This is a genomic window from Thauera sp. 27, from assembly GCF_000310125.2.
Taxonomy (GTDB): Bacteria; Pseudomonadota; Gammaproteobacteria; order Burkholderiales; family Rhodocyclaceae; genus Thauera; species Thauera mechernichensis.
Window position 1 is genome coordinate 1 of the sequence record NZ_AMXB01000008.1, and the last position, 15,114, is coordinate 15,114.

12 protein-coding genes are annotated in these 15,114 nt (G+C 67.0%); 5 read left to right on the forward strand and 7 right to left on the reverse strand.

Annotated features, from left to right (window positions below; genetic code table 11):
• Positions 1–49: 49 nt before the first annotated feature.
• Both B447_RS05685 and B447_RS05690 read right to left on the reverse strand, forming a co-directional pair.
• Positions 50–1,519 (reverse strand): DegQ family serine endoprotease, encoded by a 1,470-nt coding sequence (locus tag B447_RS05685; RefSeq protein ID WP_002937556.1) that lies wholly within the window; start codon positions 1,517–1,519, stop codon positions 50–52.
• 154 nt (positions 1,520–1,673) lie between these two features.
• Entirely contained in the window at positions 1,674–3,722 is a 2,049-nt protein-coding gene (locus tag B447_RS05690; RefSeq protein ID WP_002937558.1) for a TonB-dependent receptor plug domain-containing protein, read from the reverse strand.
• Between the two features lie 134 nt (positions 3,723–3,856).
• On the opposite strand from B447_RS05690, the gene B447_RS05695 reads away from it, so the two are divergent.
• Together B447_RS05695 and B447_RS05700 are read left to right on the forward strand one after the other, a co-directional pair.
• Positions 3,857–4,807, forward strand: coding sequence for a hydrogen peroxide-inducible genes activator (locus tag B447_RS05695; RefSeq protein WP_002933000.1), 951 nt, complete (start codon positions 3,857–3,859; stop codon positions 4,805–4,807).
• Between the two features lie 118 nt (positions 4,808–4,925).
• Positions 4,926–5,396, forward strand: coding sequence for a Dps family protein (locus tag B447_RS05700; RefSeq protein WP_002932999.1), 471 nt, complete (start codon positions 4,926–4,928; stop codon positions 5,394–5,396).
• Positions 5,397–5,463: 67 nt separating this feature from the next.
• Here B447_RS05700 and B447_RS05705 read toward each other — a convergent pair whose 3' ends face one another.
• Positions 5,464–5,985, reverse strand: coding sequence for an Lrp/AsnC family transcriptional regulator (locus B447_RS05705; protein ID WP_002932997.1), 522 nt, complete (start codon positions 5,983–5,985; stop codon positions 5,464–5,466).
• A gap of 121 nt (positions 5,986–6,106) precedes the next feature.
• Between B447_RS05705 and ipdC the strand changes: the two genes are divergently transcribed.
• Entirely contained in the window at positions 6,107–7,735 is a 1,629-nt protein-coding gene (gene ipdC, locus B447_RS05710; RefSeq protein WP_002937561.1) for an indolepyruvate/phenylpyruvate decarboxylase, read from the forward strand.
• A gap of 145 nt (positions 7,736–7,880) precedes the next feature.
• Here ipdC and B447_RS05715 read toward each other — a convergent pair whose 3' ends face one another.
• The 4 genes from B447_RS05715 to B447_RS05730 form a co-directional block, all read right to left on the reverse strand.
• Entirely contained in the window at positions 7,881–10,445 is a 2,565-nt protein-coding gene (locus B447_RS05715; protein ID WP_002937562.1) for a DNA topoisomerase III, read from the reverse strand.
• Between the two features lie 105 nt (positions 10,446–10,550).
• Positions 10,551–11,021 (reverse strand): DUF494 family protein, encoded by a 471-nt coding sequence (locus B447_RS05720; RefSeq protein ID WP_002937563.1) that lies wholly within the window; start codon positions 11,019–11,021, stop codon positions 10,551–10,553.
• A 113-nt stretch (positions 11,022–11,134) separates the two neighbouring features.
• Positions 11,135–12,301, reverse strand: coding sequence for a DNA-processing protein DprA (dprA, locus tag B447_RS05725; RefSeq protein ID WP_002937564.1), 1,167 nt, complete (start codon positions 12,299–12,301; stop codon positions 11,135–11,137).
• A gap of 37 nt (positions 12,302–12,338) precedes the next feature.
• Positions 12,339–13,373: a LysM peptidoglycan-binding domain-containing protein gene (locus B447_RS05730; protein WP_198291752.1), complete on the reverse strand. Its 1,035-nt coding sequence runs from the start codon at positions 13,371–13,373 to the stop codon at positions 12,339–12,341.
• 187 nt (positions 13,374–13,560) lie between these two features.
• Here B447_RS05730 and def point away from each other — a divergent pair, with 187 nt between their 5' ends.
• Positions 13,561–14,064 (forward strand): peptide deformylase, encoded by a 504-nt coding sequence (gene def / locus B447_RS05735; protein ID WP_002937568.1) that lies wholly within the window; start codon positions 13,561–13,563, stop codon positions 14,062–14,064.
• Positions 14,064–15,023 (forward strand): methionyl-tRNA formyltransferase, encoded by a 960-nt coding sequence (gene fmt / locus B447_RS05740; protein WP_002937569.1) that lies wholly within the window; start codon positions 14,064–14,066, stop codon positions 15,021–15,023. Before def ends, fmt begins: the two co-directional genes overlap by 1 nt.
• Positions 15,024–15,114: the final 91 nt, after the last annotated feature.

The following is a 15,114-nucleotide window of genomic DNA, read 5'->3' on the forward strand; positions in this document are numbered from 1 at the left end:
CGGGGGCTGCAGCACACGTGCTGCAGCCCCCGCCAGCGTGTCGAATGACTTATTCGATGCGGACGGGGACGAAGATGCGTGCGCTGCCGCGCTGGATCAGCAGTGCGAAGCGGTTGCCCGAACGCTGCAACTGAGCGCGGAACTCGGCGATGGTGGTCACCGGCTGGTTGTTGATGGCCAGGATTACATCGCCGCGCTGCAATCCGGCACGCGCGGCGGCGCCATCGACGCTCTCCACGGCAAGGCCGCCGCGCAGCCGCAGTTCGGAAGCCTCCTGGGCGGTGAGGGCGCGTGCGCTCAGCCCGAGCTTGTCGCCCAGCTTTTCCACCTGGCTGGGCAGGGGGTCGGCTGCGGCCACCGTATCGGTGGTCAGTTCGTCGAGCGTTGCGGTCACGCTGCGGCTGCGGCCATCGCGCCAGATCTCCATGCGCACCTGAGTCCCCGGGCGTTTCTCGCCGATCACGCGCGGCAGTTCGGCCGAATCGGAGATGCGTCGGCCATCCACTTGCAGCACCACGTCACCGGGCTGCAGGCCGGCCTTCTCCGCCGCGCTGCCCGGGTCGACGCTGGCCACCAGCGCGCCGTGAGCCTCGGCCAGCCCGAAGGACTGGGCAAGCTCCTTGTCGACGCCCTGGATGGCAATGCCCAGGCGGCCGCGCTGGACACGGCCGTGGGCGACGAGCTGGTCCTTGACGTTCATGGCAACGTCGATCGGGATTGCGAACGAAATGCCCATGAAGCCGCCCGAGCGCGAGTAGATCTGCGAATTGATGCCGATCACTTCGCCCGCGAGGTTGAACAAGGGGCCGCCCGAGTTGCCCGGGTTGATCGCGACGTCGGTCTGGATGAAGGGTACGTAGGTCTCGTCCGGCAGGCGGCGCGCCTTGGCCGAGATGATGCCGGCGGTGACCGTGTTGTCGAATCCGAAGGGGGAGCCCATCGCCACCACCCACTCGCCGACGCGGGCCTCGTCGGCATTGCCGATCCTGAGGGTGGGCAGGTTCTGCGCGTCGATCTTGAGCAGGGCGACGTCGGTGCGGCGGTCGACCCCCACCACCGTTGCCTTGAACTCGCGCTTGTCGATCAGCCGCACGGTGACCTCGGACAGCGCGGCATCCGCGTTCTCGCCTGCCACCACATGGGCATTGGTCAGCACATAGCCGTCCTGGCTGACGATGAAACCCGAGCCGATGCCTTGGCGTGTGCGCGGCCCCATGCCCGGCTGGCCCGGGAATCCCGGCATGGGTACCCCGAAGCGACGCAGGAAGTCGTAGAAGGGGTCGTTCGCGAACGGGTTCTCACCGGTGACGCCCTGTGCCTGGCGCTGGACGACGCTGATGTTGACGACCGCAGGTCCGACCTGCTCGACCAGGTCGCCGAAGTCCGGCAGCCCGTAGCGGTTGGGCGACACCATGGAGGGAGCGGTCGCCTGCGCCATGGCCGGCGACACGAAGGCCCCCTGCGGGAGCGCCGCTGCAAGCGCGACGGCGAGGGCACTGACGGCAATGATCTTCTTCATATCGGTATTCACGCGTGGTCGTGGAAGTTGATGGACGTGCACGAGTGCGTGGACGCGGGAATCCGCATCCTGTTCCCGACAACACGTCCGCTTTCAGATCGGGCCGAGCGGGCGTGACTTCAAGGCCGGCGCCTCTGCCTGCTCGCCAGGGGCGTCAGAATTCCGCCTGCAGCGTGACATGGACCTGTCGCCCGGCCTGGTTCGCCGGCCGGTTGCGATACTCCGCCTGTGCCTGCAGTGGCCGGTTGGCCAGTTCCTGGTGGCGGCCGAGCAGGTTGATCGCGCTCAGCCGCAAGCTCAGGGTGCCGTGTTCAAGGCGGAAGCTGCGCGCTGCACTCCAGTCCACGGTGGTGTACGCAGGCACGGTGTAGCTGAAGCCGGGCACGTAGCTGAAGCCGGCGTCGATCGGTCCCATGCGCAGTACGCTCAGCATCGATTGCCAGGGGCCGACGCGTTGCAGCCAGCTCAGGCTGCCGGAGTAGGGTGCGGTATTGCCGCGGATGCGGTCGTCCGCGGCGCGGCGATCGATCATGCTGTGCGACAGGATGAACTCGGTCCCGGGCCATGGGCTGGTGCGCAACTGGTACTCGAGTCCGCTGAGGCGGACCTCGCCGGCGTAGTTCTCCCAGCGCGTGCTGCGCAGGGTCTCCAGGAAGGCAAGGTAGCCCGCGTCGCCGGTGCGGGGCAGGTCGGTGATGAGCGGTCCAGGCTGGCGCACGATGAGATCATCGATGCGCTCATGGAACAGGCGCACGTCGAGGGTGCTGCGCTGGTCAGGCAGGATGCCCAGGAAGCCGAGTTCGAAGGCGTCGATGCGCTGCGGCCTCAGGGCCGGATTGGGAAGCTGGCGTTGCTGCAGCAGCGTACCGGTGTCGGAAACGATGCGCACATCGGCATTGCGTTCGAAAAGTCCGGGCTGGCGCCAGGCGCGCGAGTGGCCGAGACGCCAGGTCATGTCGGGAGCGGCCTGCCAGTTGAGGAATACGCGCGGCGCAAAACGAGCGGCATCGCCACCGAGCTTCTCCACCATGCCGCCGAAGTTCCATAGCCATGCCGGTGCGCTGCGCCATTCCAGATTGGCGAACAGGCGCTGCTCGCTGCGCTGGTGCGCCTTGGCAGCGTGGAAATAAAAGGGCGAGGCCTGCTCGACATGCCGCCATTCGGCGCCCCACAGCACGCGTGTGGCGGGATCGAGGCGCCAGCGGTGCTCGACTTCGAGACTGTGCTGGTCGGTCACTGCGGTGTTGCCGACGTCGGCGCCGAAGGCAACGCCAGGCGCGAGCGGGAGCGGGGGGTTGATGCGCGAATCCAGCCGCCATTCGTCACGCACGCGCTGGCGATTCCAGTAGGCCGACACCAGCCACTCCTCTTCGGCCGCGGCGACGTGGCGCCAGCGCAGGTGCAAGGTGCGGTTGGCGTGCTGCGATTCGCGCATGCCGGCGCTGTTGAAGAAGGAGCGCTCATAGCCCGCGTCGCGCCGGCCCTCGGCAAGCACCGCATTGAGGTTGAGCTCGTTGCGTTCGTCGAGCTGGAGATCTCCCCGCACCGACAACAGGTTCGTGCGGCGACCATCATGCAGCCCGGCAAAGCCTTCGTCGGCCTCGTGCTGCGCACTGATGCGCAGGCTGAGCGGGGCCGATTCGACGGCATGGCGCGCGCTGACGTCCAGGATGCCGGGCGCGCCACGGCTCAGACGCAGGCTTGTTCCGGTGCTGTCGGCGCTATGCCGGGTGCGGATGTTGACGATGCCCAGGAAGGCGTTCGAGCCGAAGGCGGCGGAGTTCGAGCCGCGTACCACCTCGATGCGCTCGATATCCTGCAGCGAGATGCGCTCCGCCGAAGAGTTGAACGAGGGCGCAGGAAAAGAGCGTCCGTCGATCAGGACCTGCATCTGCAGTGGATAGTCCATGCCCAGGCCATGGTAGGTGACCCAGTGTGCGTTGCCGCGTTCCTGGCCAACCTGGAAGCCGGGGACGAGCCGCATCAGGCGGCTGAGGTCGCGGTAGCCGGTGGCAGCGATGAAGTCCGCATCGAATACCGTGACCGCAGCCGGGCTGTCGTGCAGGGTCTGGGGCAGGCGCGAGGCGCTGAGCACGACCGGCAGCGGTGCGAAGAAGCTGTCTTCCGCCCGCACCTGTCCTGCGCACAGGCTTGCGGTGAGAATCAGGGCCAGTCCGCCGGCAGTACCGGAGTGGGAGCGCATCGATGGGTTTGAGCTGAGTCAGGGCTGGCGAAGTATAGCGGTGAGTCGCCGGTCGCGCAGGAGGGCATTGGAAGCTGTAACATCCCCAGCTATCCGCTTCAGGCTCCATTCCTTTTCCGGAACGCATAAACGCCATGACCCTGACCGATCTCCGCTACCTCGTCGCGTTGGCGTACGAGCGTCATTTCGGCCGTGCGGCCGAGAAATGCCATGTGTCACAGCCGACGCTGTCTGTGGCGGTCAAGAAGGTCGAGGAAGAGCTCGGCGTCCAGCTCTTCGAGCGCAGCGCCTCCGAGGTCAAGATCACCGAGACCGGTCGCCGCATCGTCGCGCAGGCAGAGAAGGTGCTGATGGAGGCGAGCCAGATCCAGGAGATCGCCGCGGCGGGCAAGGATCCGCTTGCAGGCCCGCTGCGCGTAGGGGTGATCTACACCATCGGCCCTTACCTGCTGCCGCGCCTGATCCCGCGCGTGCACCAGCTTGCGCCGCGGATGCCGCTGATCATCCAGGAGAACTTCACCGCTCGCCTGGCCGAGTCGCTCAAGCGCGGCGAGCTCGATGTCATCATCATCAGCCTGCCGTTCGAGGAGCCCGGCATCGTCGCCCAGCCGGTCTACGACGAGCCGTTCCGGGTGCTGATGCCGTCGGCCCATCCGTGGACGCAGGATGAGTCGGTCTCGGCCGAGCACCTCGCCGACGACCAGTTGTTGCTGCTTGGCGCGGGCAACTGCTTCCGCGAGCAAGTGCTCGAGGTGTGCCCGAGCTGCCGCAACATCGGCGGGCTGCAGCGCACGCTGGAGGGCAGTTCGCTCGAGACCATCCGCCACATGGTGGCCACGGGTCTCGGCGTGACGGTGTTGCCCAGTTCGGCGGTCGACGAGATGTCGGCGCAGAACCCCTTGGTCGCGGTACGGCCGTTCAGCGACCCCGAGCCTCAGCGCCGTGTCGCCCTGGCGTGGCGTGTCACCTACCCGCGCAGCGGGGCGATCGACGTGCTGCGGGCGGCGATCCTGGACAGCGAACTGCCCGGGGTACGGCCGGTGGGGCGTGTTCCACAGGTGGATACGGGGCTGCGCCAGGCATAGCCCTGCGGCATGAAAGGTATTCCGGCGATCAATTGGATTCATTGGACCGATTGGCTTACGATTGAACCATCCCGGCTGGACGCAGCCGCTCCAGCGCATCAATCACAGGAGAAGCGACATGGAAATCGATATCGGCATCACCAAGAAGGATCGCGCCAAGATCGCCGAAGGCCTTTCGCGCCTGTTGGCGGACAGCTACACCCTGTACCTGACCACACACAATTTCCACTGGAACGTCACCGGGCCGATGTTCAACACGCTGCACCTCATGTTCGAGGCGCAATACAACGAACTCGCACTCGCAGTTGACCAGATCGCCGAGCGCATCCGCGCGCTGGGCTTCCCGGCGCCCGGCACCTACAAGGAGTTCCAGAAGCTCACCAGCATGAGTGAGCCGGACGGGGTACCCTCGGCGCAGGACATGATCCGCCTGCTCGTCCAGGGCCAGGAAGCGGTGATCAAGACCGCACGCAGCATCGCGCCGGTCGCCGACAAGGCGAGCGACGAACCTACGCTCGACCTGCTGACCCAGCGCATGCAGGTGCACGAGAAAACCGCCTGGATGCTGCGCAGCCTGCTCGAAGCCTGAGCTTGAGTGCAGCCGCGCCGGTCGGCGCGCGGAGTTGCATACGGGCCCTGCGGGGCCCGTCCTCATTTCAGCCTCCGGAAAAGCGCACGCGTTGCCTGGGCTGGCTGGGCTGGGTGATGTGGTCCAGGGGCAGGACATGGGTCTGCTTCACGCGGCCGAGCACGATGTCGGTCTTCACGTTGGCGATGCCGGGCAGGCACAGCACGCGCTTCATCATCAGTTCGGAGAAAGCGGCCAGGTCGGGAGCGACCAGGCGCAGTACGTAGTCGGCGTTGCCGCTCACCGAAAAGCACTCGAGTACCTCGGGCAAGCCGGCGACGGCGGCTTCGAAGGCTTCGCTGCGTGCCCCGCCCTGGCGCTCGAGCACGACATGGGCGAAGGCGGTGACGCCCAGGCCGACGGCTGCGGGGTTCAGCAGTGCAGCGTAACCGGCGATCAGTCCGCCTTCCTGCAGGCGCTGCAGGCGCCGGCTCACCTGGGATGCGGACAGGTGGACCTGTTCGCCAAGAGTGGCATTGGTGGCATTGCCGCTGCGCTGCAGGGCATCGAGGAGTGCCAGATCCTGACGATCTACGGTGAAAGTGCTCATTTATGTGCTTTCATATGCATGAATTGTGCGCATATTAACGATAAATGCGCGAATAACGCGCACTTTATGTGTGGGATGCGCAGCATAATGCTCCTCACAAGACCACCTGAGGAGACACCCCATGACGCTTACCGAATCCTTGCTGCATGCGCTCAAGGCGCATGGCGCGCGGCAGATCTTCGGCATCCCGGGCGACTTCGCCCTGCCCTATTTCCGCATCATCGAGGAATCGAAGATCCTGCCCCTGCATACGCTCTCGCATGAGCCAGGGGTGGGCTTCGCCGCCGACGCGGCCGGACGCATCGGCGGCGGACTGGGCGTGGCCGCGGTAACCTACGGCGCAGGTGCGCTCAACATGATCAACTCGGTGGCCGCAGCGTATGCCGAGAAATCACCGCTGGTGGTCCTGTCCGGCGGTCCGGGCCGCGGCGAGTCGAACTCCGGGCTGCTGCTGCATCACCAGGCCAAGACGCTCGACTCCCAGTTCCAGATCTTCCGTGAGATCACCTGCGATCAGGTGCGTCTGGACGATGCAGCGCGCGCGCCCGCCGACATCGCGCGCGTCCTCGCCAATTGCCTGCGCAACTCGCAGCCGGTGTACATCGAGATCCCGCGCGACATGGTCGCCCAGCCCTGCGCAGCGGTGATCGCCGAGCCGCCGCCGGCGGTCGATGGCGAGGCGCTGCAGGCGTGTGTCGCAGAGATCCTCGAACGTATCGGGCGCGCATCCGCGCCGGTGCTGATGGTGGGGGTCGAGGTGCGCCGCTTCGGGCTCGAGGACAAGGTCGCCGAGCTGTCGCGCCGCCTTGGCCTGCCGGTGGTGACAAGCTTCATGGGCCGCGGCCTGCTTGCAGATCATGGCGCACCGCTGGTGGGTACCTACATGGGCCTGGCCGGCCTGCCCGAGGTGACGCGGCTGGTGGAGGACTCCGACGGTCTGTTCCTGCTCGGCGTGATCATCTCGGACACCAACTTCGCGGTGTCAGAGAAGCACATCGATCTGCGCAAGACCATCCAGGCGCTGGAGGGACGGGTGACGATGGGTTACCACACCTACCCACGCATCCCGCTCGATGCGCTCGTCGATGGCCTGCTTGCCTGCGTGCCCCCGGCGGCGAAACACTTCGAGGTGTCGCGCCCGGCTTTCCCGCATGGCCTGGTGGCCGACGAGGCCACCATCGCGCCAGCCGACGTGGCATTGGCCGTCAATGACCTGATGGCCGCGCATGGCAAGCTGCCGATCGCCTCCGACATGGGCGACTGCCTGTTCACCGCGATGGACATCGAGCACACCGCCCTGGTGGCGCCGGGCTATTACGCCACGATGGGTTTTGGTGTGCCCGCGGGCCTCGGCCTGCAGGCGGCTACGGGCCAGCGTCCGCTCATCCTCGTTGGCGACGGCGCCTTTCAGATGACGGGCTGGGAACTGGGCAACTGCCGACGCTACGGCTGGGATCCGATCGTGCTGCTGTTCAACAACAGCAGCTGGGAGATGCTGCGCACCTTCCAGCCCGAGTCGGGCTTCAATGATCTCGACGACTGGGGCTTCGCGCAGATGGCCGCGGGCATGGGCGGCGACGGCGTGCGCGTGCACACCCGGGCCCAGCTCAAGCAGGCGCTGGATCGTGCGATGGCGACGCGTGGGCGTTTCCAGCTCATCGAAGTGATGATCCCGCGTGGTGTGCTGTCCGAGACGCTGTCGCGCTTCGTCGCCGGGGTCAAGCGCCTGAACGCCGCCAAATCAGGCTGAACCACCGGATCGGCGTGCGCGGCCGAGGGGGCTGAAGGGGGCATCGCCTTCAACTCCTCGCGGCGGGCGCCGCTTCCACGCGGAAAGCCGCGCCGCGTGCGGCCTCGCTGTAGGCGCGACGCAAGTCGCGAGCTTTCTGGTCTGTTCAGCTCGCCTTGCGCGTGGTGCTGCGTTTGCGCGGAGCGGGTGCTTCAGCACCCTCGCCTGCGGTTTCGCCCGCCTTCGCCGCTGCGGGCTTGGTCGCCTTCGGTGCCTTGGCTTCGAACTCGAAGCCAACCTTGCCGTCCTTGCCGCGCACCAGAAAGGCGGAGAACTTGCGCCGCGTGCGTGCCGACACGAAGCCCTTGAGCAGGTCGGTCTTGCCCTCGGTCAGCAGCTTGGCCATCTGCTCGCGTTCGATTGGCTGCTGCAGGATGATCTTGCCGGAGCGGAAATCGCAGCTCTTGCCTGGTCCCACCGATTTCTCGCACACATAGGCCATGCCGTGCTCGTACACCCGGCTGGCGCACTTCGGGCAGGCACCGACGGCCTCCTGCGCGGAGAAGTCCACCGCCTCGGCCTCCTCGCCCTCCTTGGGCTGGCCGAAGTCGAAGGTGGGCTGCTTGTCCTCGTTCAACACGATGTCGGCATTGAACAGGCGCCCCATCTTGTTGCGGAAGCCGAGCAGCGGGCCGACCTTGCCCTCGCGCAGCAGGGTCTCGATCTCGTCGTACTCGAACTGGCGGCCGGCGACGATCTTCCAGGTGCTCCAGTCGCAGGCCTGGCAGGCGAACTTCTTGTAGTTTTCCTTCACGACGCCGCCGCACTTCGGGCACGGCGTCTGCAGCGTCACGAACTCGCCCGGCACGGTGTCGGACTCGTAGCGCTTTGCGCGCTCGACGACCTCGCGCGTCATCTCGGCGATCTCGCTCATGAAGGCTTCGCGGCTGAGCTTGCCGTGCTCCATCTGCGCGAGCTTGTATTCCCAGCCGCCGGTGAGTTCGGGCGAGGTCAGCGCGGTGACGCCCAGTCCCTTCAGCAGCGTGATCAGCGAGAAGGCCTTGGCGCTCGGGATCAGTTCGCGGCCTTCGCGATGGATGTACTGCTCGCTGATCAGGCCTTCGATGATCTGCGCGCGGGTGGCTGGCGTGCCGAGACCGCGTTCGGCCATCGCCGCGCGCAATTCCTCGTCGTCGACCATCTTGCCCGCGCCTTCCATTGCGGAGAGCAGCGTGGCTTCGTTGAAGCGCGCTGGCGGCTTGGTCTGCAGCGACTTGACCGTGATGTCCTCGGTGGACACCGTTTCGCCCTGCTTCACAGCGACCAGCTGCGGTGCGCTGCCGTCCTTGGCATCCTTCTCGTCGTTGGCCGCTTCCTTGCCATACACCGCCAGCCAGCCCGGATTGACCAGCACCTTGCCCTCGGTCTTGAAGGCCTCGCCCTCGACGCGCGTGATGCGGGTGGTGATCTGGTACTCGGCCGCGGGGTAGAAAACCGCCAGGAAGCGCTTGGTGACGAGGTCGTAGATCTTGTGTTCGGCTTCGGACAGGTTCTTCGGCAGTGCGCCGGTGGGGATGATCGCGAAGTGGTCGGAGATCTTGGCGTTGTTGAAGATGCGCTTGTTGGGCTTCACCCAGCCGTGCTTGGCGATCTCGTTGGCGAAGGGCGCGTACTGGTCGGGCAGCGTGCGCATGACCTCGCTCACCGTGGCGAGGTAGTCCTCGGGCAGTGCGCGCGCGTCGGTACGCGGGTAGGTCAGCACCTTGTGCTTCTCGTACAGCGCCTGGGCGAGTTGCAGCGTCACCCGGGCGGAGAAGCCGAAGCGGCCGTTGGCCTCGCGCTGCAGGCTGGTGAGGTCGAACAGCAGCGGCGACAACTGGGTGGAGGGCTTGGCCTCTTCACTGACCACGCCCGGCTTGCCTGCGCACTTGCTGCGGATGGCCTCGGCCTGGGCCTTGTCCCACAGGCGGAAGGCGGTGGCGTGCTCGTCGCCCTCGGGCTTCTTGAACTTCTCGTCGAACCAGCGCCCCGGGTACTCGCCGGCGGCGCAGCCGAAGCGCGCCTCGAGCTCCCAGTAGTCGCGCGACCTGAACTTGCGGATGCGGTCCTCGCGCTCGACCACCATCGCCAGCGTCGGTGTCTGCACCCGGCCCACGGTGGTGAGGTGGAAGCCGCCGGTCTTGGAGTTGAACGCGGTCATCGCGCGCGTGCCGTTGATGCCGATCAGCCAGTCGGATTCGGCGCGGCAGATCGCGGCGTTGCGCAGGCCCTCGACCTCCTGCGCGGCGCGCAGGTGGGCGAAGCCGTCGCGGATCGCCTGCGCGGTCATCGACTGCAGCCACAGGCGCTGCATCGGCTTCTTGCTGCCCGCGTGCTGGGCGATGAAGTTGAAGATCAGCTCGCCCTCGCGGCCCGCGTCACAGGCGTTGATGAGGCCGGTGACGTCCTTGCGCTTGATGAGCCGGGTGAGCAGCTTGAGCCGATCCTCGGTCTTCTCGATCGGCTTGACCGCGAAGTGGGGCGGGATCACCGGCAGATGGGCGAAGGTCCACTTGCCGCGCTTGACCTCGAACTCCTCCGGCACGGTGAGCTCGAGAAGGTGACCCACGGCCGACGACAATACATATTCGTCGGACTCGAAGTAGTCCTTCTCCTTGGTGAAGCCGCCCAGCGCACGGGCGATGTCCTGCGCAACGGAAGGCTTTTCCGCGATGATCAGTTGCTTGCTCATGCTCGTGTCGAGACGACTGTGGCGCCCAGCGGGCGCGCGGGGTTCGGGAAGCGGCGGATGATAAGGACAGCCTGCTTGCGCTTGCAAGCAGGCTGGATTGACCACTCAATGCAAGGTCGGTTCGTAGGCCCAGTCTTCCTCTTCGGTGAGGAGCTCGTCCACCATCAGGGTGTCGATAGGCTCTTCCTGCTGCCACAGCACCATCAGTACGATGACCTTGAGGCGATTCAGCGAGATGGTGAAGTCGTTCAGGGCCATCGCACGCTCGATGATCAGCTCGCGGTGCGCGGCGCCGAGAACGCCGGCGCTTTCGAGCAGGCTCAGAAAGCCGCGGCAGCGGGCGTCGAGTTGCTTCTGCTCTTCATCGGTGTAGATCCGTACCGATCCGCTGCTGGGCGCGATGCCGGGGTGGATGTCGCGTGCCACGCGGCGCAGGCCTGCCAGCCAGTCGAGCGCTTCGGAAATCTCGTCCTGGTCGAATCCGGCCGCCGACAGCTTGCGGGCGAGCAGATCGGATTCGGGGCAGGCGTCTGCGTGGATGTAGCTTTCGAAGAGATATACGAGGATGTCGAACAAGGCGGCCTCATTTGGGGGCGGTCGGCAGCGTGGTGGGCGGTTCCAGGACCGGCATGCCGGATGGAGGGCTCCGCCCGCTGTGCTTGCGTGCGGCTGGTGATGTGCGGCCGGATTCAGATGCGCTGGAGGCGCCCCCCGGGCAAGCGCGCGAGGAGTCCATCCAGCTCGAGCGGAAGCAGGATGGCGTACAGGGCATCGACCGTCAAGCTGCAGCGCTGGGCCAGCGTGTCGATGTCCACCGGGTCATGGCCGATGATCTGCAGCACCCGTGCCGCCTCGCCGTCGAGGGCAAGCTCGGCCTGGGACACGGTCGGCGGTGTCGAAGCGGCATCCTTGCGTTCGCGTCGACGGCGTCCGGCCGCCGTGTGCGGGCGCTCGGGTGCCGCCCAGCCGAGCCGGCCGCGCAATTCCTCGACGACGTCTTCGGCCGTCTCGACCAGCTTGGCGCCTTCACGGATCAGGCGGTGGCAGCCGCGCGACAGTGGCGAATGGATCGAGCCCGGGATCGCGAACACCTCGCGGCCGCATTCGGTCGCCAGTCGCGCGGTGATCAGTGAGCCGCTGTTGAGTGCCGCCTCGACCACCAGCACGCCTTGCCCGAGACCGGCGATGAGCCGGTTGCGGCGCGGGAAGTTGTGCTGCAGTGGCGGTGTGCCGAGCGGGAACTCGCTGACGACCACGCCGCAGCGGGCGATGTCGCGGGCAAGTGTTGCGTTGCGTGCGGGGTAGATGCGATCGATTCCGGTACCGATCACGGCGATCGTACCGCCCCCGGCTGTACCTGCGGCGAGCGCGCCGCGATGGGCTGCCGCGTCGATACCTAGAGCAAGCCCGCTGACGATGGTGAAGCCCTGCGCCGCCAGCTCGCGGGCGAAGGCTTCGGCGTTGGCCTCTCCCTGGGCGGTTGCGGAGCGCGCCCCCACCAGGGCGATCGCCGGGCGCTGGAGCAGGGCCGGGTCGCCCTTGACGTAGAGCAGCACCGGCGGGTCGGCCATGTCGAGCAGGCTGCGTGGATAGGCTTCGTCGGCAAGGGTGAGCACGTGGCTGCCGGGCTCGGCCGCCCAGGCGAGCGCGCGCTCCATCCATTCGGCCTGCGGGGTGCCGAGCACTGTATCCGCGGCTTCGCCCCCCACCACTGCCGCGAGCGTACTGCGGCCGGCGCCGAAGATGTGGCGCGGCAGGCCGAAGGCGGCAAGCAGGCTGCGCTGGCGGTCGGCGCCCAGGCCCGGCAGCGAGCTCAGGCGCAACCAGTCGGCGAGGTCGTCGTGATCGGCGGACAAGAGGCCTGGGAGTGCGTGTGAGTCTCGGCGGCGACCGTCAGGGCTGGCGTACGACGTCGGAGAGGGTGACCGGGCCGTCGGATTCCATCACCAGGGCGTAGGAGATGCGATCGAAGACGCGGAACACGAACACCATGCCGTAGCGCTTCTCGGGCAGCTGGAAGGTCTCCTTGCCGCCGTCGCCGGTATATTCGGCCGTGCCGCGGTTGCGGAACAGGGCCAGCACGTGGCCGCGCTCGATGCCGTCACGTTCGCCGACGTTGAGCGCCACCACGTGAAGACGACCGGTTTCGCTCACGCCGCGATGAATCGAGATGATGCGCCCGTTCACGTCGCGCTCGGGCGCATGCGGCGCAAAGGAGAACACGCTCGGGCGATCGCTCGGCATCATCAGGTCGCCGACGCCGATTTCCTCGACCGAGGTGGTGACCTCGAGGGTGGTTGGCTGGCCGCGTTCGGTCACGCGCGCGGTGCCGAGGTAGGCAGCCTCCCAGGCCAGGGTTTCGCGCGTCACCGGGTCTTCGAGCGGTTTGGCCGGGCGGTAGATGTGCCACACCTCGGCGGCGTCGCCGACGTCCTTGGCGAAGATGGTGTCGCCCGTGCCGGTCAGCACGCGGCTGGTCTCGGTGGCGATGATGGTCGCCGAGCCTTCCAGACGGGGGCCGTCAATGACCAGCGGGCGGTTCAGGAAGGGCTCGATCACCTGCAGCGGGATGCTGGGCAGGGCGCTGTCGAGTGCTTCGCTGTAGATGCGCGGCTGCACGCGATCGTCCTGGGTGCCGCCGATGCGCCGGCCGATGCTCAGCCAGGGGCCGCTGCGGTCGAGCAGGATGACCTGCCCCGGGTAGATGAGGTGCGGGTTGCGGATCTGTTCGCGGTTGAGGCGCCAGACTTCGGGCCAGCGCCAGGGTTCCTGCAGGAAGCGGCCCGAGATGTCCCACAGAGTGTCACCACGGACCACCGTGTAGCTGTCGGGTGCGTTGTCAGCAAGGCGGACACCGGATTGAGCGTGGGCGCTCGCGCCAAACAGGGCCGCGAAGGCGACGAGCAGAGGGAATATAATTCGGGTCATTGATCGCTTCCGGTAGATGCGGGGCGTGCCGACGAGGCCCTGGAACGCTGTTGCATGGACAGGGTCGAACCGGATGCGCGAAGCAAACACGGTCGTGAAGCGCTTCGAGTCCCCGGCGCAGTACATGCGCATGCATGTGAAAACGCTTGAAATTCTGCACTTAAAGGTTTAACGCGGCAAGGCATTCATGGCTCTCCTACCCATTCTCAGATACCCCGATCCCCGCCTGCATACGGTTGCCAAGCCGGTTGCAGCGGTCGATGACGACATCCGCCAGCTCGTGCGCGACATGGCCGAGACCATGTACGAGGCGCCCGGCATCGGGCTCGCGGCCACCCAGGTCAACGTCCACATGCGCGTGGTGGTCATCGACGTCAGCGAGGACAGATCCGGCCTGATGACGCTGATCAACCCCGAGATTCTCGAGCGCTCGGGCGAACAGGTGTGCGAGGAAGGCTGTCTCTCCGTCCCCGGTATCTACGAGAAGGTGACGCGCGCGGAGCGGGTTCGGGTGCGCGCCCTCGACGACAAGGGCGAGCCCTACGAACTTGCGGCCGACGGCTTGCTCGCGGTCTGCATCCAGCACGAGATCGATCACCTCGACGGCAAGGTCTTCGTCGAATACCTGTCCCAGCTCAAGCTCGGCCGCATCAAGAGCAAGCTGGCCAAGAAGGCCCGCATCACCGCGTGATGGCCGACACCCTCTCCCCCGCGGCGCTGCGCGTCGCCTTCGCCGGTACGCCCGAGTTTGCCGCCTGCGCGCTCGAAGCCATCCTTGGGGCCGGCTACACGGTGCCGCTGGTGCTCACCCAGCCCGACCGCCCTGCCGGCCGTGGCATGAAGCTCACGCCGAGCGCGGTCAAGCAGCTCGCCCTGGCGCGTGGCATCGAGGTCGACCAACCGGAGAGGCTGCGCACGGACGAGCAGCGTGCGCGCCTGTCGGCCTGTGCGCCGGACGTGCTGGTGGTGGCGGCCTACGGATTGATCCTGCCCAAGGCGGTGCTGGACATGCCGCGCCTGGGCTGCCTCAACATCCACGCCTCGCTGTTGCCGCGCTGGCGAGGCGCCGCGCCCATCCACCGCGCCATCGAAGCCGGCGACGCCGCGACCGGCATCACCATCATGCAGATGGACGAGGGCCTGGACACCGGTGCGATGCTGCTCGAGCGCTCGACGCCGATCCTGCCCCGCGACACGACCGCCACGCTGCACGACCGCCTCGCGGCGCTCGGCGGTGAGTGCATCGTCGCCGCGCTGGCCGCCCTGCAGCGCGGCGAGTTGGTCGCCAGGCCGCAGCCGGCCGAGGGCGTGACCTACGCTGCCAAGATCGGGCGTGCCGAGGCGAACATCGACTGGACCCGCCCGGCGGCCGACATCGAGCGCGCGACGCGTGCCTTCGACCCCTTCCCCGGGGCGGCTTCCAGCTTGCGCGATACGGTGGTCAAGTGCTGGTCGGCCGAGGTCGTGCCCGGCCGGGGCGAGCCCGGCACGGTGATCGCGGCAGGCGAGGACGGCATCACCGTCGCCTGCGGTCGCGACGCCCTGCGTTGCACGGTGTTACAGCGTCCGGGCAGCAAGCGCCTGCCTGCCGCGGAATTCCTGCGCGGCTTCCCGGTCTCTGTGGGCGAACGCTTCGCAACCGTGGCCTGAGCGCCACGGTTGGGCCGGTGGGCCTCGCTCCATGCTTGAATTTGCCTGGTCGGGCCCCAAACTAGGCTTTTGAATCAACCTTTTGCAGGAA

Bases quoted from the DNA above. Each gene is read 5' to 3' on its own strand.
- B447_RS05705 (WP_002932997.1), bottom strand. From the start codon at position 5,985: ATGAGCACTTTCACCGTAGATCGTCAGGATCTGGCACTCCTCGATGCC.
- B447_RS05715 (WP_002937562.1), bottom strand. From the start codon at position 10,445: ATGAGCAAGCAACTGATCATCGCGGAAAAGCCTTCCGTTGCGCAGGAC.
- B447_RS05690 (WP_002937558.1), bottom strand. From the start codon at position 3,722: ATGCGCTCCCACTCCGGTACTGCCGGCGGACTGGCCCTGATTCTCACC.
- def (WP_002937568.1), top strand. From the start codon at position 13,561: ATGGCTCTCCTACCCATTCTCAGATACCCCGATCCCCGCCTGCATACG.
- B447_RS05700 (WP_002932999.1), top strand. From the start codon at position 4,926: ATGGAAATCGATATCGGCATCACCAAGAAGGATCGCGCCAAGATCGCC.
- B447_RS05685 (WP_002937556.1), bottom strand. From the start codon at position 1,519: ATGAAGAAGATCATTGCCGTCAGTGCCCTCGCCGTCGCGCTTGCAGCG.
- B447_RS05730 (WP_198291752.1), bottom strand. From the start codon at position 13,373: ATGACCCGAATTATATTCCCTCTGCTCGTCGCCTTCGCGGCCCTGTTT.
- ipdC (WP_002937561.1), top strand. From the start codon at position 6,107: ATGACGCTTACCGAATCCTTGCTGCATGCGCTCAAGGCGCATGGCGCG.
- B447_RS05695 (WP_002933000.1), top strand. From the start codon at position 3,857: ATGACCCTGACCGATCTCCGCTACCTCGTCGCGTTGGCGTACGAGCGT.
- fmt (WP_002937569.1), top strand. From the start codon at position 14,064: ATGGCCGACACCCTCTCCCCCGCGGCGCTGCGCGTCGCCTTCGCCGGT.